Origin of the sequence: Verrucosispora sp. TAA-831 (assembly GCF_050780145.1) — a bacterium.
In the GTDB taxonomy this organism is placed as follows: Bacteria; Actinomycetota; Actinomycetes; order Mycobacteriales; family Micromonosporaceae; genus Micromonospora.
The window spans coordinates 289,579-308,195 of the sequence record NZ_CP192240.1 but is presented as its reverse complement, the minus strand read 5'-3'; the positions used below and the strand labels follow the sequence as shown (position 1 = coordinate 308,195).

Genomic DNA, 18,617 nt, shown 5'->3' with positions numbered 1-18,617 from the left:
GATGCCTGTGCGGATCCCGGAGCCGACCGGTGCGTCAGGGAGCGGCATCCGGTGGGAGGCGGGTCGGGGTCAGCCCTTCCAGAGGGCGAGCATCATCGACTCGACCGCGATCCGGGGCTTGACGTTGGCCTCGATCGCGGACCGGCAGGCGAGCACCGCCTCCAGACGTCGCAGCGCCCCCTCCGCCTGCCACTTGCGGGCACCGGCGTCGGCCAGGTCGGCGGTGTCGGTGTGCACCGGCGCCACCGGTGCCGCCCAGGCCACGGCGAGGGCGTCCCGATAGAAGGCGGCCAGGTCGACCAGGGCCCGGTCCAGCGCGTCCCGCTGGGCCCGGGTCGCCCGGGACTTCTGGCGCCGTTCCAGCTCCTTCAACTGGCCGGCGGAGCCCCGGGCGGCGCCCGCCGCGCCCCGACCGGTGCCACCCGCACCGAGCGCGGTCTCCAGCGCGGCGCGCTCCGTCGCGTCCAGCTCGGCCACGGACGCCGCGGCCTCCGCCTCGGCCGCCTCGATCAGTGCGGACGCCGCGTCGAACGCGGCACCCACCCCGGTCAGTCGACGTGGTACCGCGAGCACCGCGTCCCGACGCGACCGGGCCTGCGGATCGCCGGCCAACCGCCGGGCCCGGCCCACGTGACCCTGGGTGGCCGCCGCCGCCCACCGGGCCACGTCGGGCGCGATGCCGTCGCGGCGTACCAGCACCTCGGCGACCGCCTCGGCGGACGGCTGCCGCAGCGGTACGACCCGGCAGCGCGACCGGATGGTCACCGAGATGTCGTCCGGGTGGGTGGACGGCGCGCAGAGCAGGAAGACGGTCCGTGGCGGCGGCTCCTCCACGGCCTTGAGCAGCGCGTTGCCGGCCGCCTCGGTCAACCGGTCGGCATCCTCGATGATCACCACCTGCCAGCGCCCGCCGGACGGGGTGCTGGCCGCGCGGAGCACCAGTGCCCGCATGTCGTTGACGCCGATGGAGAGGCCCTCGGGCACCACCAGCCGCACGTCGGCGTGGGTGCCGGCGAGCGTGGTGTGGCATCCCGGGCAGGTGCCGCAACCGGTGCCGTGGACGCACTGCAATGCGGCGGCGAAGGCGCGTGCCGCCACCGACCGCCCCGATCCCGGCGGTCCGGTGAAGATCCACGCGTGGGTCATGCCCGCGCCCGGGTCGGTCCCCGGGGTCGTACCGTCACCCTCGTCCGGGCCGTCCGGGAACACCGTCGGCTCGATCACGTCCGGGCCGTCGGCGGCGCGCAGCACCGCGGCGGCGGCCGACGCCGCCCGGCGCAGCGTCTCCACCGCCTCGTCCTGCCCGACCAGGTCGGCGAAGGCGTCCGGCATCACGTTCGCTCCGTCGTCACCAGCTCCGATGGGGATAACTCGGCCTGGACCGAGGTGTCCGGGCCGTTCGCCGGGTCCGGGTGATCGACGCCGCCGGGTGCACCGAGCATCTCCTCCACCCGGCGGGCCACCCGCTCGGCGATCTCCTCGGCCGGCCGGGAGCCGTCGAGCACCAGGTACCGCTTGGGGTCGGCGGCGGCCAGGTCGAGGAAGGCGTAGCGGACCCGCTCGTGGAAGGTCACCGACTCGGCCTCCAGCCGGTCGGCGGCCTGGCTCCGCGCGGCCACCCGGGACAGCCCGGTCCGCGGGTCGACGTCGAGCAGCACCACCAGGTCGGGCTTGAGCCCGCCGGTGGCCCAGGATGAGAGCCAGGAGACCTCGTCGACCGGCAGCGTACGCCCGGCGCCCTGGTACGCCAGGGACGAGTCGACGTACCGGTCACTGATCACCACCGCGCCCCGGACCAGGGCGGGACGGACCACGGTGGCCACGTGGTGGGCCCGGTCGGCGGCGTAGAGCAGGGCCTCGGCACGCGGTGAGGGCGCCTCGTCGCCGGTGGTGTCCAGCACCATCGACCGGATCCGGGCACCGACGGCGGTCGCGCCCGGTTCCCGGGTCACCACCACGTCCCGCCCGTCGCCGCGCAGCCGCTCGGCGAGCTGGGCGAGCTGGGTCGACTTGCCCGCGCCCTCGCCGCCCTCGAAGACCACGAAGAGCCCGGCGGAGACGAACGGCTCGGCCGGCATCAGCGGGCGGCCCCGGATCGACCCCCACAGGTCGGCCAGGACCGGTACGCCCTTCTTGTCGTCCATCTGCCCGAACGCGCTGATCCCGGCGAAGATCCCGGCGGCACCGGCGACGAGCAGCAACAGCCGCGTCGAGGAGACCGAGACGCCCAGGTCGGCGATCTCGAACGTCCGGGAGCCGCCGACGCCGGCGAGCAGGCTGCCCAGTGCGATGGCCAGGATCAGCACCAGCCGGGTACCGATCTGCACCACGGCGAAGACCCGGCCGCGTACCTCGTCGGCGACCTCGCCACCGAGCAGCGTGGTGCCGGAGAGGAAGGCCATCCCGGCCCCGGCGCCGACCAGGATCGCGCCGACCAGCGCCATGGACAGGTGGAAGGCGAAGGCAAGCGTCATCACCGAGGCGCTGGCCAGCACGATGCTCATGCCGAACCAGCGCCGCCGGGACATGTCCCGGACGATCATCGGGCCGAGCCCGATGCCGATCCCCAGGCCCAGGAAGATCGCGCCGAACAGCAGATAGAACGCGGCGTCACCGGCACCGAGCGAGGCGGCGAAGAACCGGGCGGTGCCGATCACGATGCCGCCACCGGCGAAGGCACCCAGGATGCCCAGGACCAGGCCGCGTACCAGCGGGGTCTGTGCGATGAACCGCCAGCCCTCGGCGAACTGGCGCAGCATGCTCTGCTCGGTGCGCTCCCCTTCGGTGGTCTGCGCCTGGCTGATCTCCTTGATGCCGAACGCCACCACCAGGGCGGTGGCGAGGCGGGAGAAGGCGTTGAACCAGAGCGCGAGCTGGGCCGGCTCGGCCCAGGTGGGCATCTCGCCGCCGGTGACACCCCGGACGATGCCGTCGCCCGAGGCGAGCAGGATCGCGGCGGCGATCGGGGTCAGACCGTACGTGGTGATCAGCGTGAGCTGGTTGGCGGTCTCCAGCCGGGCCCGGGGGATGAGGTTGGGGACCGCGGCCTCCTTGGCCGGGATCCAGAGCAGGGTGACCGTCTCGATCAGGAACGTGGCGATCGCCGCCCAGCTCACCACCCGTGCGCCGCTGGCGCCGGTGAGCGCGTACAGCGGGATGGAGGCGAACAGCACGAACCGCAGCACGTCGCAGATCACCATGGTCCAGCGGCGGTCGAACCGGTCGGCGAGTACCCCGGCGAACGGGCCGAGGACCAGCGCGGGCAGCAGCCGGATGGCGATCACGCCACCGAACGCGGCTCCCTTGGCGGTGTTGCCCTCCACCTGCGCGGCGGCGAAGACACTCGTGGCGAGCAGGCCGAGCCAGTCGCCGAAGGAGGCGGCGCCGAGCACGATCCAGAGCCGTCGGAACGGTCGGATGCGCAGCACCGAGCGGATCGCGCCGTAACCGGACAGGTCGGTCTGGGCGGCGGGACCGCCGGGTGGGCTCTTCGGATCGGCGGTCTGGCCCGCGGCACCGCCGCCGGATAAGCCGGTCGTGTCCCGGCCGGATGTCCCGGCGGGCTGGTCCGTGGACGGCGACACGCCGGACGACTCGCCGTTGAACTGGCTTTCGATGGCCGTACCTCCACGTGCCGGCCCATCGCTGGGCACCCCCGGTGAAACACTCTAGTCCCGACGGGGACCGCTCCCCGTCGCGCATCACCTGCTCGCCGAGCCTAGGACGCGGTTGCCAACCCGCCCCCGGCCGGTCAGATGCGAGGGTATTTCGCATTCACCGTTTCACAGTTAGCGTGCACACGTGGCCACCGACAGCGATAACCTGCGCCACCGGCTGGACCGGGCGACCGCGCACCTCGACCCCCCGTACGCGGTGGTGGATCTCGGGGCCTTCGACGCCAACGCCGCCGCGTTGACCTCGCGGGCCGCCGGCAAGCCGCTGCGGATCGCGAGCAAGTCACTGCGCTGCCGGGACCTGATCGCCCGCGCCCTGGCCCGCCCGGGCTGGCGGTCGGTGATGGCGTTCACGCTGCCCGAGGCGATCTGGCTGGTCCGGACCGGGGTCACCGCCGACGTGCTGGTGGCGTACCCGACCGCCGACCGGGCGGCACTGACCGAGCTGGCCGCCGATCCGGCGCTGGCGGCAGCCGTCACGCTGATGGTCGACGACCCCGACCAACTCGACTTCTACGACACGGTGACCGCTCCGGGCAGCCGTCCGGACCTGCGGGTCTGCCTCGACCTGGACGCCTCGTGGCGACCGCTGGGCGGCCGGGTGCACGTCGGGGTCCGTCGCTCACCGGTGCACACCGCCCGGGCGGCCGGGCGGCTCGCCGCCACCGTCTCCCGGCGGGCGGGATTCCGGCTGGTCGGCCTGATGTCGTACGAGGCACAGATCGCCGGCCTGGGCGACGCCCCGCCGGGGCAGGCGGTGCTCGCCGCCGCGATCCGGGTGGCCCAGCGCGGGTCGTACCGCGAGTTGCTGGCCCGCCGAGGTGCGGCGGTGGCCGCGGTACGCGAACACGCCGACCTGGAGTTCGTCAACGGCGGCGGGACCGGCAGCGTGGCCGCCACCAGCGCCGATCCCGCGGTCACCGAGGTCACCGCGGGATCGGGCCTGTACGGGCCGACGCTCTTCGACGCGTACCGCGCCTGGCGCCCCACCCCGGCGGCGTTCTTCGCCTGCGCGGTGGTCCGCCGACCGGCACCCGACCTGGCCACCGTGCTCGGCGGCGGTTGGATCGCCTCCGGCTCCGCCGCCGACAGCCGACAGCCCCGGCCGTGGCTGCCGACCGGCCTCAAGCTGCTCGGCGCCGAGGGGGCCGGTGAGGTGCAGACCCCGTTGACCGGCGCGTCGGCCGCCACCCTGCGGGTCGGTGACCGGGTCTGGTTCCGCCACGCCAAGTCCGGCGAGCTGTGCGAACGGGTCAACGAGCTGCACCTGGTCGACGGCGACCACGTGGTGGGCACCGTACCGACCTACCGGGGCGAGGGACACGCCTTCCTCTGAACACGCCGAGCCGGGACCACGGCGAGGTTCTCCACCGCGGTCGCGGCATGGTGCTCAGAGCTGCCGGTCCGGCGGGCCGTGCGGGTTCCCCACGGGCTCCGTCGCCGGGCCGGGCGAGGTCAGGCCGGCTGCTTGGCCGACGCCTCGGTGGATTCGGCGATCTTGTCGTCGCCCGGCTTCGCGGGCTGCCCGACCGGCCGACGGCCGCTGTCGCCGCGCGCCTCCATCTGGCGGTGCAGGTACTCCCGGATCAACGCCTTCGCCTCGGCCAGCACCCGATCGTCGCCGTCCGGCCTGCGCCGGAACGCGAGCTTGATCAGCGAGTCCGCCGCCTCCACCGCGATCTCCAGGTGGAAACGCAGGTCGGGGACGTCGGCGAGCCCGAACCGCTCGGTGAGCACCCGGGCCAACTGGTCGGCGATCACCCCGTTGTTGTCGCGCTGCTCATCGAGCAGATGCAGGTCGACCACGTCGCCGAAGTGCAGGGTACGGAAACCGGGAACGGTGCGGTGCATCGTGATGTACTCGTCGATGCCCGCGTCGACCCCGTCCCACCAGTGTGTCAGGTCGTCCGAGGCGAAGCGTTCGTCGAGCCGCTGGAGGTAGGACTCCATCGTGCGCAGCGTGAGCGCCTGCACGATCGCCCGCTTGTCCGGAAAGAACTGGTAGACCGACCCGATCGCCACCTCGGCCCGCTCGGCGAGCAAGGTGGTGGTCAGCCCTTCGTACCCCACCTCGTCGACGAGCTCGGCGCAGGCGTCCAGCATGCGCTGAACGCGCGCGACACTACGACCCTGCACTGGCACGCGACGCAGTGGGCCGGTCGTGGCGGCTGAAGTTGACACTCGCCACCCCCCTTCGACGGATGAACATATCTGCACGTCACGAGTTCGTGACTACCGGTACAACGAGCGGACCTCGATTGCGGTATTTACCAGGAAGAACGTTCCTGATATGAACTCGGTTCATATTCATCTTGAGGAGCGCGCCATGGCCGGAACCGGACGCACCCCCACCGCCTGGTCCAACTGGGGCGGCAACCAGCACAGCATGGCGACCGCCGTCCTGCGCCCGACAACCGTCGCCGAGGTGGCCGAGCAGGTACGCTCCGCCACCGGCGAACGGATCCGACCGGTCGGCAGTGGACACTCCTTCACGCCCGTCGCGGTCACCGACGGGCGGCGGATGGACCTGAGCCGACTGGCCGTCGACGTACAGGTGGACGCCGATCGACGCCTCGTCACCGTACCGGCCGGGATGACGCTGCGGGAACTGAACTCGCTGCTCGCCGCGCACCGCCTGGCACTGCCGAACCTCGGCGACGTCGACGCGCAGACCGTGGCCGGGGCGATCTCCACCGGCACCCACGGCACCGGTGCCGGACACGGCGGACTGGCCACCTTCGTCGAGGCGTTGACCCTGGTCACCGGAACCGGCGAGATCCTGCACTGCTCCGCCGAGCAGCATCCCGACGTGTTCGACGCGGCCCGGATCTCACTCGGCGCCCTCGGCGTCCTTGTCGAGGTCACCCTGCGCTGCGTGGACGCCTTCGTGCTGCGGGCCCACGAACGCCCCGCACACCTGGACACCGTGCTCGCCGAACTGCCCGACCTGATCGACCGGCACGACCACGTCGAGTTCTTCTGGTTCCCGTACACCACCCGGGTACAGCTCAAGACCAACGACCGCACCACCGCCGACGACCGGCCGCTGCCCCGCTGGCGGAGCTGGCTGGACGACGACTTCATGGCCAACAGCGTCTTCGCCGCCGCCTGCCGCCTCGGCCGCGCCGCACCGGCCCTCGCCCCGCCGATCAGCGCGGTCAGTGCACGGGTGCTCAGCGAGCGGGCCTACACCGGTCGCTCCGACACCGTCTTCTGCACCCCGCGCCGCGTCCGCTTCACCGAGATGGAGTACGCACTACCCCGCGACGCCCTTCCCGAGGCGCTCGGCGCGCTACGCCGGATCATCGACGGGTTGCCGTTCAAGGTGCTGTTCCCGGTCGAGGTCCGCTTCACCGCCGCCGACGACATCTGGCTGTCCCACTCGTACGGTCGCGAGTCGGCGTACATCGCCGTACACCAATACGTCGGGATGCCGTACGAGCCGTACTTCCGGGCCTTCGAGCATGTGGCGACCGGCCTGACCGGACGCCCGCACTGGGGCAAGCTGCACTGGCGCGAGGCCGCCTCGTTGGCCGACGCCTATCCCCGCTGGCAGGAGTTCCAGCAGGTCCGCGCCCGACTCGACCCGCACCGCACCTTCACCACCCCCTACCTGGACACCCTCCTGGGCCCACACCCCACAACCTGAGCGAGCTCACCCGTCGACCGATCCTGGCCGGGCCAGCGATCCTGGCGCTTCACGAGGTCGAAGAGGTGCGATCTGCACGGGACGTGACGTGGTGGATCGCGATCCCGCCCGAAACCACCGTGTCCACCCCCTCCCTCGCGGCTCATCACGAGCCACACAACTTGCCTCAGGCACCCTCGGAGACAGCAACATCGCTGACGTCGCGCGGATCTTGCCCGTCTCCACGCGCACGCACACCACCCACACGCTGACGCCCGCCGAGTTGATCAAGGAGTTTTGGTCTCGGAGGAGCACGTCTGAGGGCGCAAACTCCTTGGTCAAGGGCGGTGGGTAGATCTGTTGTCGTCGGAGCGACAACAGATCTACCCACCCTCCCCGGGATCACCAGCACACCACCGAGTCGGACCCCAAGATCTCGTGGTTGTCCACCGAGGTCGAGCTGGAGTGGCGGCGGCAGGCAGGCCAGGTGGCCGGGATGGGTAGGGCAGCGATGTCTGAATCGGCTGGTCAGCCCTGCTCCTTCGACCAGCCTCCATCAGCGACGGGACGAGGTCCGTCAGCGGACCGCGGTCAGTCGGCCGCGGGTGCTTTCTTGGCGGCGGTGGCCTTCTTCGGCGCCGCCTTCCTCGGTGCGGCCTTCGAGGCTGCCGCCTTCGACGCCGTCTTCGAGGCAGCGGCCTTGGTGGTGGAGTTCGAGGCGGCGGCCTTGGTGGCACCGGCCTTGGCGGGTGCCTTCTTGGCGGGCGCCTTCTTCGCGGCGGCCTTCTTCTTCGGCGCCGGACCCTTCGCCCGCTTCTCGGCGAGCATCTCGGAGGCTTCCTCCAGAGTGAGCGCCTCCGGGGTCTGGCCGCGTCGCAGCGATGCGTTCGTCTCCCCGTCGGTGACGTACGGGCCGAACCGACCGTCCTTGATGACCAACGGCTTCTCGGTCAGCGGGTCGGCGCCCATCTCCCGCAGCGGCGGCGCGGCGGCCCGTCGTTGCCGGTTCTTCGGGGCGGCCAGCAGGGCCAACGCCTCGTCCAGGGTGACGGTGAACATCTTGTCTTCGGAGTCCAGCGAACGGAACTCGTCACCGCGCTTGACGTACGGGCCGTAGCGGCCGTTGTTGGCGACCACCTCGGCACCGTCCGGTGCCACGCCGATCACCCGGGGCAGGCTGAGCAGCTTGAGCGCCTCGTCGAAGGTGAGCGAGTCCGGCGACTGCGAGCGCAGCAGCGAGGATTTGCGCTCGCCGCTGGCCACGTACGGGCCGAAGCGGCCGGACTTGAGCACGATCGGCTCGCCGGTCGCCGGGTCGTCGCCGAGCTTGCGCTCGCCCCCGCCGCCGAGGAACAACTCGTGGACCTTCTCCGGGGTCAGCTCGTCCGGCGCGAGGCCCTCGGGGATCGGTGCCCGGTCGCCCGGGGCCGCGCCCTCCTCGCCCTCGGCGACCGGTGCCTGCTCCTCGCCGGGCGCCCGACGCTGGAGGTACGGCCCGTACCGGCCGACCCGCACCACGACCTCGCGTCCCTCGTCGTCAGTGAACAGCGGGATCGAGTTGACGCTGCGCGCGTCGATGTCGCTGAGGTTCTCGGTGACCAGCTTCTTGAGGCCGCCGGAACGGGCGATGTCCTGGTCTCCGGCACCGTTGGTGGTGCCGAAGTAGAACGCGGTGAGGAAGTCGACCGCCGCGTGGTCACCACCGGCGATCTCGTCCAGCTCGTTCTCCATGCTGGCCGTGAAGTCATAGTCGATCAGGCGCGGGTAGTGCCGCTCCATCAGCCCGATCACCGCGAACGCGAGGAACGACGGGATCATCGCCTGGCCGCGCTTCACCACGTACCCACGGTCCTGGATCGTCTGCATGATCGACGCGTACGTGGAGGGGCGGCCGATGCCCAGCTCCTCCAGTGCCTTGACCAGCGACGCCTCGGTGTAGCGGGCGGGCGGCTGGGTGTGGTGGCCCTGTGCCGCCAACTGGTCGGCGGTCAGCGGCTGGTCCTTGACCAGGTTGGGCAGCCGGCGCTCGGCGTCCTCGGCCTCGGCGTTCTCGTCGTCGCTGGACTCGACGTACGCGCGCAGGAAGCCCGGGTCGGTGATGGTCTTGCCGGTGGCGCCGAAGTCGGCCTCCTCGCCACCGGTGGTGGTGGCCCGGATCCGGACCGAGACGCTGGAGCCGACCGCGTCGGTCATCTGCGAGGCGATGGTGCGCCGCCAGATCAGCTCGTAGAGCTTGAACTCCTCGGCCGACAGCTCCTTGGCCACCTCGCCCGGGGTCCGGAAGTTGTCCCCGGCGGGGCGGATCGCCTCGTGCGCCTCCTGCGCGTTCTTCACCTTGCCGGTGTAACGGCGCGGCTCCGGCGGCACGCTGCGCTCGCCGTACAGCTCGACGATCTGTCGGCGGGCCGCCGCGATGGCGGTGTCCGACAGGCTCACCGAGTCGGTACGCATGTAGGTGATGTAGCCGTTCTCGTAGAGCCGCTGCGCGGTACGCATCGTCTGCTGCGACGAGAACCGCAGCTTGCGGGCCGCCTCCTGCTGGAGCGTGGAGGTGATGAAGGGCGCGTACGGGCGGCGACGGTACGGCTTCTCCTCGACCCGGGTGACGGTGAACGGCCGCCCGTCGAGGCGGGCCGCGAGCCCCCGCGCGCCGCTCTCGTCGAGGTGCACCACGCCGGCACCGGGCTTGACCCGGCCGGTGGTGGGCTCGAAGTCCTTGCCGGTGGCGATCCGGTCGCCGTTGAGCGCGACCAGGGTGGCGTTGAAGGTGCGCGGCCCCTCCCCGGCGTTCGTCACGGCGAGCGTGGCCAGGATGTCCCAGTACTCGGCGGTGCGGAAGGCCATCCGCTGCCGCTCCCGCTCGACCACGATCCGGGTCGCCACGGACTGCACCCGGCCCGCCGAGAGCCTCGGCATGACCTTCTTCCACAGCACCGGGGAGACCTCGTAGCCGTAGAGGCGGTCGAGGATGCGCCGGGCCTCCTGGGCGTCGACCAGGTCGCGGTCGATCTCCCGGGGGTTGGCCACCGCCGCCTGGATCGCCGGCTTGGTGATCTCGTGGAAGACCATCCGCCGGACCGGCACCTTCGGCTTGAGCGTCTCCACCAGGTGCCAGGCGATCGCCTCGCCCTCGCGGTCCTCATCCGTCGCCAGGAAGATCTCGTCGACCTCCTTGGCCAGCTTGGTCAGCTTGCTGATCTGCTGCTTGCGGTCGGCGGAGACGACGTAGAGGGCGTGGAAGCCGTTGTCGACGTCGACGCCGAGCCGGGCCCACGACTCGCCCTTGTACCGGGCCGGCACGTCGGCGGCGTTACGCGGCAGGTCGCGGACATGCCCGAAGCTGGCCTCCACGACGTACCCCGGGCCGAGGTAGCCCGAGATCGTCTTGGCCTTCGCCGGGGACTCGACGATGACCAGACGGGTGGTTCCAGCGTTGCTCGGCACGTCTGCTTCGACCTCTTCCCTGCTCATGGCCGCGCCAGCGCCCGGTTCCGGGCGCACTCGACCCACCGATACCCAGCGGTCCGGATGTCCAACGTAACGCGCCGTCCGCGTTTCGGGTTTCGCGGGCGGCAATTCGCCCGGGACGATCTGTGGTCGCGCCGGACGGCGTCACCGTACACCCTGAGTAGGGTGTGGAACGGGTCACTGTGATCAGGGCAGCCCCTCGGTGGAGGTGCAACCCGGCCGATTCTCCCTGTGTTCCCCGACGCCCGGCTGTCTCCGATCGGACAGCCGGCGGTGGATCAGTCGCGGGTCGGCCAGGTGCCGGGCGGAGCCGCGTCGGGACGCTCGCCGACCAGCTCCGCGAGCCGCGCCGTCCGGCGTCGACCGGTGATCCGGTACGCCGGTCCGCCCGCCTCCGGCACCAGCAGGTCACCGGTCAGTCCGACCGCGTGCAACGCTGCGCCGACCGCCGCCCACCGGCCCGGGTCGGTGCCGCCGAGATGAAGCACGAAGTCGGGCGTTTCGGCCACCCCGGCGGCGGCCAGCCAGAGCCGGAGCCGACGGCCGTCGAGTTGGAAACCCGGGGGCGGGTGCTGGGTCGGGCCGCGCAGCCAGGCCACCGCCAGCGGCACGATCGTCCGGGTGTACGCCGTCCGCACCGCATACCGTCGGTCCCCGGTCGTCTCCCAGGCCGCCCGTACGCCCCGACGGCCCAGCTCGGTGACGAGCACGTGCACCCGCCAGGCGGCGTCCACCTGCACCGACAGGCGAGCGGTCCCGCCCATCCGGTGCACCTCGCCCGGCCCGGCGAGCAGCCCGGCCAGGTCGGCGACGGAGGGTTCCCCGGTCTCCGCGCCGAAGAAGACCAGTTGCCGTTCGTCGGTGACGCCCCGCTCGGGCACCGCCGGTCGTCCGGTCGCCTCACCACGTCGTCGTGGCGCCGGACCGGACGGGTCGGGCACCGGGAAGGTCACCGGCAGCGGTGTGGCCGCCGGTGTCTCTCCGGAACCGCTCAACGGCATTCAGGTACCTCGTCGAAGGCGCGCTTCAACTCCTCCGAGTTGAGCCGGCTGGTGTCCAGCGCGCTGGCGTCGTACTCCTGCTGGAGGGTCTCGACGGTCGACCGGACGCCGTCGTAGAAGGCACCGGCCTCGCCGATGCCGAGCCCGTCGATGGTGGTGCGGGCCCGGCCGTAGGCGTCCCGCATCGAGGCGAGCGCGGCCCGGAAGCCGGCGGAGACCTCCTCGCCCTGCTCGACCTTGGGCACGCCGGCCTGCTCGACCTTGAGCCGCGCGGTCTCGCTGGCCTCCTCGGCCCCGGCGAAGAGGCGGACCAGGTTCTCCTTGGCCTGCGCGGGGGTGGTCTGGGCGGTCATCTGCTCGTTGGTGCTGCTGGTCAACTTGCTGATCTCGGCCCGCCAGGGACTCAGCGCGGTGCACACCGACGCCGCCCACGCCCGAGGGCTCGGACCGCTGGAGCCGCAGGCGGCCAGCAGAATCAGCGTAGCCAGGACCACCGTGAGCTTTCCGGCGGTCGCCGCCCGGCAGGTACGCATGCGTTGCAGGGTACGGCTTCTCCTCGCCGTCGGCACCGGTCAGGTGTACGGGGCGTACGGGCGAGCGGTCCCCGGTCGACGACGAACCGACCGGGGACCGCGGGTGCCGACGGGCGTCAGGCCTTGATCTCCTCCGGACGTGGGTCGGCGGTGCCGGCGCCGCCGCTGTCGTTGCCCTCGTCCATCGCCACGCTCTTGCGCTTGCTGAACACCACCGCCGCGACGATGATCAAGGTCGCCACCACCGCGATGCCGACCCGCAGGCCGACGTTGCGGTCGTCGCCGATGCTCCAGGCCACCACGGCCGGCGCGATCAGCAGCGAGACCAGGTTCATCACCTTGAGCAGCGGGTTGATGGCCGGACCGGCGGTGTCCTTGAACGGGTCGCCGACGGTGTCGCCGATGACGGTCGCGGCGTGCGCGTCGGAGCCCTTGCCGCCGTACGCGCCGTCCTCGACCATCTTCTTGCTGTTGTCCCAGGCACCGCCGGAGTTGGCCAGGAAGACCGCCATCAGCGTGCCCGCCCCGATCGCACCGGCCAGGTACGACGCCAGCGCGCCGGGCCCGAGGCCGAACCCGACCGCGATCGGTGCCAGGATCGCCAGCAGACCCGGCGTCAGCAGCTCACGCTGCGCGTCCCGGGTGCAGATGTCGACCACCTTGCCGTACTCCGGCCGCTGGGTCCGGTCCATGATCCCGGGCAGCTCGCGGAACTGCCGACGGACCTCCATCACCACGGCACCGGCCGAGCGGGAGACCGCGTTGATGGCCAGGCCGGAGAAGAGGAACACCACGGCCGCACCGATGATCAAACCGACCAGGTTCTGCGGATTGGCCACGTTCAGCGCGTTGAGGATCTCGGCGCTGACGTCGGTCACCCCGGCGTCGGCGTACGCGATGCGCAGCGTGTCGGTGTACGAGCCGAACAGCGCGGTCGCGGCCAGCACGGCGGTGGCGATCGCGATGCCCTTGGTGATCGCCTTCGTGGTGTTGCCGACGGCGTCCAGCTCGGTCAGCGTCCGGGCGCCGTGCTCGTCGATGTCACCGGACATCTCGGCCACGCCCTGGGCGTTGTCGGAGATCGGCCCGAAGGTGTCCATCGCGACGATCACGCCGACGGTGGTCAGCAGACCGGTGCCGGCCAGCGCCACGGCGAACAGCGAGAGCGTGATCGAACCGCCGCCCAACAGGAAGGCGCCGAAGACACCGGCGGCGATGAGCAGCGCCGAGTAGACCGCCGACTCCAGGCCGACGCTGATGCCGGCGAGGATGACGGTGGCCGGGCCGGTCTGCGAGCTCTTGCCGATGTCCTGCACCGGCCGCCGGTCGGTCTCGGTGAAGTAGCCGGTCAGTGCCTGGATCGCGGCGGCCAGCACGATGCCGATGACGACCGCGCCGATCACCACGCCACGCGGGCCGAACGGCGGGTCGCCGCCCTCGACGCCGAGGCTCTCCCGCCAGTTGTCGCCGAGCTGCGCGGCCCAGGTCGGCTGGAGGTAGAAGACAGTGGCGATCGCGACCAGCACCGCCGAGATCACCGCGGAGAGGTAGAAGGCCCGGTTGATCGCGGTCAGACCGTTGCGGTCGGAGGCGCGCAGCCGGGTGATGAAGACGCCGATGATGGCGACGAGCACACCGATCGTGGAGATGATCAGCGGAAGCACCAGGCCGTCGGTACCGAACGCGGCGCGGCCCAGGATCAGCGCGGCGACCAGGGTGACCGCGTACGACTCGAACAGGTCGGCGGCCATGCCGGCGCAGTCACCGACGTTGTCGCCCACGTTGTCGGCGATGGTCGCGGCGTTGCGCGGGTCGTCCTCGGGGATGCCCTGCTCGACCTTGCCGACCAGGTCGGCGCCGACGTCGGCCGCCTTGGTGAAGATGCCGCCGCCGACCCGCATGAACATGGCCAGCAGGGCGGCACCGAAGCCGAAGCCCTCCAGCACGGTCGGCGCGTCGCCCCGGAAGATCAGCACGACCAGCGCGGCACCGAAGAGGCCGAGGCCGACGGTGAGGAAGCCGACCACGCCACCGGTCCGGAAGGCGATCTTCATGGCCGCTTCCCGGCCGCCTTCGCGTTCCCGGGCGGCGGCGGCCACGCGCAGGTTGGCCCGGGTCGCCAGCCACATGCCGGCGCCACCGATGAAGGCGCTGAACAGCGCGCCGACCACGAAGAAGAGGGAACGCCCGAGCTTCACCGCGGTCTCGCTGCCGTCGGTGTCGTGCACCGGCAGCAGGAACAGCAGGACCACGGCGATCACCACGAAGATCGCCAGAGTCCGGAACTGCCGGATCAGGTAGGCCGAGGCGCCCTCCTGCACGGCCCCGGAGATCTCCTGCATGTTGGTGGTGCCCTTGCCCGCGGCCAGCACGGTCTTCGTCAACGCGGCGGCGAAGGCGAGCGCGACCAACGCGATCACCGCGGCGATGACGACGTACGTGACATTGGCTCCGGTTAGGGAGATCCCGCCGCCCTCGGCGGCCAAGGTGTCGGACATCTGTGTCCTCCTGTGCCGAACAACGCACCGGCCGGTGGAGACGCACCGGCCGGTGCCTGTATGCGAATTCGCAAGTGCGCGCCACCCACCCCGGCGAAACCGGCGACGGACGCCCATCTGCGCTGGCTGCCCGGTGGATCACTTGCTGACAACCCGGGTACTGTAGCCCTCCGCAGTGTTCGAGGTCACACCGAGGTGGCACCATCGGCCGATGATCTTCGTCGCTGTGTTATGAAACGAAATCTGATATAGGAACGGGTCCATGGGAACGGGCTCGCATTCCCAGGCCAGGGAATACGAGCCCGATGATTCGATGCCACCGCGACACGAATGCCGCATTCCGCGGCGCCGATCCGAGGCGGTTCAGCGCGATGTGGTGACGTGTCGGTGGTCGGCGGGTGCCGACCGGTCAGCGACCGACCGGCCAGACCATCCGCACCTCGGTGCCGACACCCTCGTCGACCGGCCGCACCTGGAGGTCCTCGACGAAACCGGCGAGCAGGGCGAACCCGACGCCGGTGGTGAGGTCGTCCTCGTCGAGGGACTCGTTGGCCAACTGGTCGGCGTCGAGCGCGGCGAGACCGATGCTCGCCTCGATCGGCGCCCGGTCCACCACCCGCACCGCGTACGACCCGGAGTCGGACATCTCGACCAGCACCGGATCCGGCACGCCGTACTGGCGGTGCAGGGCGACCGCGCGGGTGCACGCCTCACCGATGGCCAGGCGTACCTCGTCGAGCAGGTCCTCGCGGACGCCGGCCCGCCGGGCAACCGCCACGCCGACCAGGCGGGCGGTACGCACGTGCACCGGCGCCGGAGAGAAGGAGAGCCGGACCGTCGCCATCACGCGCCGGTACCGGTCGCCGCTTCGACCGTGGGATGCAGTGGGAAGACCTGGTCCAGCGCGGTGATCCGGAAGATCTTGAGCAGCGGTTCCTTGTCGCAGACCAGCGAGAAGGTGCCGTCGGCGGTCCGCAGGCGCTTGAGCGCGCCGACCAGCACACCCAGGCCGGTGGAGTCGAGGAAGTCGACCCGGCCGAGATCGACCACCACGTGCCGGGCTCCGGCGTCGATCAACTCCAGCAGCCGCTCGCGCAGCCGGGGGGCGGTGTAGACATCCACCTCACCGCCGACCTCGAGCACCGTGTGCTCCCCCACGGTGCGGGTCGCCAGTGACAGCTCCATCGGTCCTCCCTCGCGCAGCCGTAAGCTCTCTGGCATCTAACCATTACCCCCGACGGCACCTGACGACTCACGGACCCGGTTCCGACCTGCAGACGCGACGATTTCCCATTTCCGAACACCAGTGCGAGAGTGCAGAACGTGACCCCGGCAGCGCCCGTCTCCGCCGGCAGCGGCCCGGAACGACCGCCGCCGGGCGATCTGCTGCGTCGGCTGCGCCAGCGACACGCCACCGACCCGATCACCCACGTCGAGCGGGTGCCGCCCCGCTCCGGGATCGCGGTGCCGTGGCCGACCTGGGCACCCGAGGACCTGCGTGCCGCGTACGCCCGGCGCGGGGTGACGACACCCTGGCGGCACCAGGCCGAGGCGGCCGAGATCGCGTACGACCACCGGCACGTCGTGGTGGCCACCGGCACCGCGTCCGGCAAGTCGCTGGCGTACCAACTGCCCGCGCTGGCCACCCTGCTCGCCGACCCGCGCGCCACGGTGCTCTACCTGGCTCCCACCAAGGCGCTCGCCGCCGACCAGTTACGCGCCGTCGCCACCCTGGAGATCGAGGGCGTACGACCGTCCTGCTACGACGGTGACACCCCGCGTGCCGAACGGGAGTGGATCCGTCGGCACTCCCGGTTCGTGCTGACCAACCCGGACATGCTGCACCACGGCATCCTGCCCGGTCACGCCCAGTGGTCGGGGTTCCTGCGCCGGTTGGCGTACGTGGTGGTCGACGAGTGCCACGTCTACCGGGGCGTGTTCGGCTCGCACGTGGCCCACGTGCTGCGGCGGCTACGGCGGCAGTGCGCCCGCTACCGCCCCGCCACCGGCGACCCCGGCCCGACGTTCGTGCTCGCCTCGGCCACCTCCGGCGACCCCGCCGCCGCAGCCGGTCGACTGACCGGCCTGCCGGTGACCGCGATCACCGAGGACACCTCGCCGAGGGCCGGGGTGACCTTCGCGCTCTGGGAGCCACCGTTGCTTCCACCCGACCCGGCCGCGATCCCCTCCCCCCGCCCGGCACCCGGCGACTCCGCACCCGGTGGCTCGCGGTCCGGCAGCTCGTCTCCCGGCAGTTCGTCTTCCGGTGGGCCGCCCTTCAGCGGGCCTCCCGAGGCGGCCGATCTCACCCAGGTGCGGCGGTCGGCGTTGCGGGAGACCGCCGACCTGCTCGCCGACACCGTCGCCGCCGGAGTACGCACCCTGGCGTTCGTCCGGTCCCGCCGAGGTGCCGAGGTGGTCGCCACCAGCACCCGGCGCAGCCTCGACGAGGCGGTCCCCGGGCTGGGTGACCGGGTCGCCGCATACCGGGGTGGCTACCTGCGTGAGGAACGCCGGGAACTGGAGCGCGCGCTGCTGCACGGCGACCTGCTCGGGCTCGCCTCGACCAACGCCCTGGAGCTTGGCGTCGACCTGATCGGGCTGGACGCGGTGCTGATCTGCGGATACCCGGGTACCCGGGCGTCGCTGTGGCAGCAGGCCGGACGGGCCGGGCGATCCGGCCAGGAGGCGCTCGCCGTGCTGATCGCCCGGGACGACCCGCTCGACACCTACCTGGTGCACCATCCGGAGGCGGTGTTCGGGGCACCGGTGGAGGCCACCGTGCTCGACCCGGCGAACGCGTACGTGCTCGGGCCGCAGTTGGCCTGCGCGGCGGCCGAGGCCCCGCTCACCGACGCCGACCTGGCGTTGTTCGGTGACGGCGCGAAGGAGACGGCCGCGGCGCTGGTCGAGGCGGGTGCGCTGCGGCAGCGGCCGACCGGCTGGTACTGGCGGCACCGGGAACGTCCCCAGGTCGACCTGCGCGGCGAGGGCGGCGCGCCGGTCTGCGTGGTGGAGGCGGCGACCGGCCGACTGCTCGGCACCGTCGACGGCGGTTCGGCGCACTTCCTGCTGCACTCCGGCGCGGTCTACCTGCACCAGGGCGTGTCGTACGTGGTCGACACGCTCGACCTCGACGACGGGTGCGCGCTGGTGCACCCCGAGGAGCCGGACTGGTCCACCCACGCGCGGGACGTCACCTCACTGTCGGTGGTGTCGGTGCGCTCGTACGTCGACGCCGGACCGGTCGGGCTGTTCCTCGGCGAAGTGGACGTCACCAGCCAGGTGGTGTCGTACCAGCGGAGGCGGATCGCCACCGGCGAGGTGATCGACACCCGACCGCTGGACCTGCCGGCGCGGGAACTGCGTACCGTCGCGGTCTGGTTCACCCTCTCCCCCGATTCGCTTGCGGCGGCCGGGGTGGACCCGGCCGACGTGCCGGGCGGGCTGCACGCCGCCGAACACGCCGCGATCGGTCTGCTGCCGCTGGTCGCCACCTGTGACCGGTGGGACATCGGCGGGTTGTCCACGGCGGTGCACCCGGACACCGAGGCCCCGACCGTCTTCGTCTACGACGGCCACCCCGGCGGCGCGGGCTTCGCCGAGCGGGCGTACGGCATGGCGTCGTCCTGGCTGCGCGCCACCCGGGACGCGATCGCCGAATGCGGCTGCGACCACGGCTGCCCCTCCTGCGTCCAGTCGCCGAAATGCGGCAACGGCAACAACCCGTTGTCGAAGCCGGACGCGATCAGGGTGCTGGACGTGGTGCTGGCGAACCTGTCGGAATGAGCGGGCAGGCATGAGATCCGGTCGAT

General features: G+C 71.8%; 12 protein-coding genes. 3 read left to right on the top strand and 9 right to left on the bottom strand.

What is annotated here, in order from left to right; translation table 11 throughout:
- Positions 1–69: 69 nt before the first annotated feature.
- Together ACQVFL_RS01400 and tmk are read right to left on the bottom strand one after the other, a co-directional pair.
- Positions 70–1,332 carry a DNA polymerase III subunit delta' gene (locus ACQVFL_RS01400; RefSeq protein ID WP_431728396.1) on the bottom strand — a complete coding sequence of 421 codons (1,263 nt, stop codon included), beginning with the start codon at positions 1,330–1,332 and terminating at the stop codon, positions 70–72.
- A complete protein-coding gene (tmk, locus tag ACQVFL_RS01395) occupies positions 1,332–3,653 on the bottom strand; it encodes a dTMP kinase (protein ID WP_396692145.1) in 2,322 nt (773 codons plus the stop codon). The genes ACQVFL_RS01400 and tmk overlap by 1 nt, the downstream gene beginning before the upstream one ends.
- Before the next feature lie 148 nt (positions 3,654–3,801).
- On the opposite strand from tmk, the gene ACQVFL_RS01390 reads away from it, so the two are divergent.
- Positions 3,802–5,010, top strand: coding sequence for an amino acid deaminase/aldolase (locus ACQVFL_RS01390; protein WP_431728395.1), 1,209 nt, complete (start codon positions 3,802–3,804; stop codon positions 5,008–5,010).
- 119 nt (positions 5,011–5,129) lie between these two features.
- On the opposite strand, the gene ACQVFL_RS01385 is transcribed toward ACQVFL_RS01390, so the two are convergent.
- On the bottom strand, positions 5,130–5,777 hold the full coding sequence (locus ACQVFL_RS01385) for a TetR family transcriptional regulator (protein ID WP_396692143.1): 648 nt from the start codon (positions 5,775–5,777) through the stop codon (positions 5,130–5,132).
- A 223-nt stretch (positions 5,778–6,000) separates the two neighbouring features.
- Here ACQVFL_RS01385 and ACQVFL_RS01380 point away from each other — a divergent pair, with 223 nt between their 5' ends.
- Positions 6,001–7,323: a D-arabinono-1,4-lactone oxidase gene (locus ACQVFL_RS01380; RefSeq protein ID WP_431728394.1), complete on the top strand. Its 1,323-nt coding sequence runs from the start codon at positions 6,001–6,003 to the stop codon at positions 7,321–7,323.
- A gap of 570 nt (positions 7,324–7,893) precedes the next feature.
- Here the strand turns inward: ACQVFL_RS01380 and topA are convergent.
- From topA to ACQVFL_RS01350, 6 genes are all read right to left on the bottom strand, one after another.
- The gene (topA, locus tag ACQVFL_RS01375) at positions 7,894–10,746 is read right to left on the bottom strand and encodes a type I DNA topoisomerase (protein WP_431729928.1); all 2,853 of its coding nucleotides are present in this window, start codon (positions 10,744–10,746) and stop codon (positions 7,894–7,896) included.
- A gap of 302 nt (positions 10,747–11,048) precedes the next feature.
- Positions 11,049–11,771 (bottom strand): hypothetical protein, encoded by a 723-nt coding sequence (locus tag ACQVFL_RS01370; RefSeq protein WP_396692141.1) that lies wholly within the window; start codon positions 11,769–11,771, stop codon positions 11,049–11,051.
- A complete protein-coding gene (locus tag ACQVFL_RS01365) occupies positions 11,762–12,304 on the bottom strand; it encodes a hypothetical protein (RefSeq protein ID WP_396692140.1) in 543 nt (180 codons plus the stop codon). Before ACQVFL_RS01365 ends, ACQVFL_RS01370 begins: the two co-directional genes overlap by 10 nt.
- A gap of 116 nt (positions 12,305–12,420) precedes the next feature.
- A complete protein-coding gene (locus tag ACQVFL_RS01360; protein WP_396692139.1) occupies positions 12,421–14,802 on the bottom strand; it encodes a sodium-translocating pyrophosphatase in 2,382 nt (793 codons plus the stop codon).
- Positions 14,803–15,211: 409 nt separating this feature from the next.
- A complete protein-coding gene (locus ACQVFL_RS01355; protein WP_350700575.1) occupies positions 15,212–15,649 on the bottom strand; it encodes an ATP-binding protein in 438 nt (145 codons plus the stop codon).
- Positions 15,646–15,987, bottom strand: coding sequence for an STAS domain-containing protein (locus tag ACQVFL_RS01350; RefSeq protein ID WP_396692138.1), 342 nt, complete (start codon positions 15,985–15,987; stop codon positions 15,646–15,648). Before ACQVFL_RS01350 ends, ACQVFL_RS01355 begins: the two co-directional genes overlap by 4 nt.
- 129 nt (positions 15,988–16,116) lie before the next feature.
- Here ACQVFL_RS01350 and ACQVFL_RS01345 point away from each other — a divergent pair, with 129 nt between their 5' ends.
- Positions 16,117–18,591 carry a DEAD/DEAH box helicase gene (locus ACQVFL_RS01345; protein ID WP_431728393.1) on the top strand — a complete coding sequence of 825 codons (2,475 nt, stop codon included), beginning with the start codon at positions 16,117–16,119 and terminating at the stop codon, positions 18,589–18,591.
- The last annotated feature ends 26 nt before the right edge of the window (positions 18,592–18,617 follow it).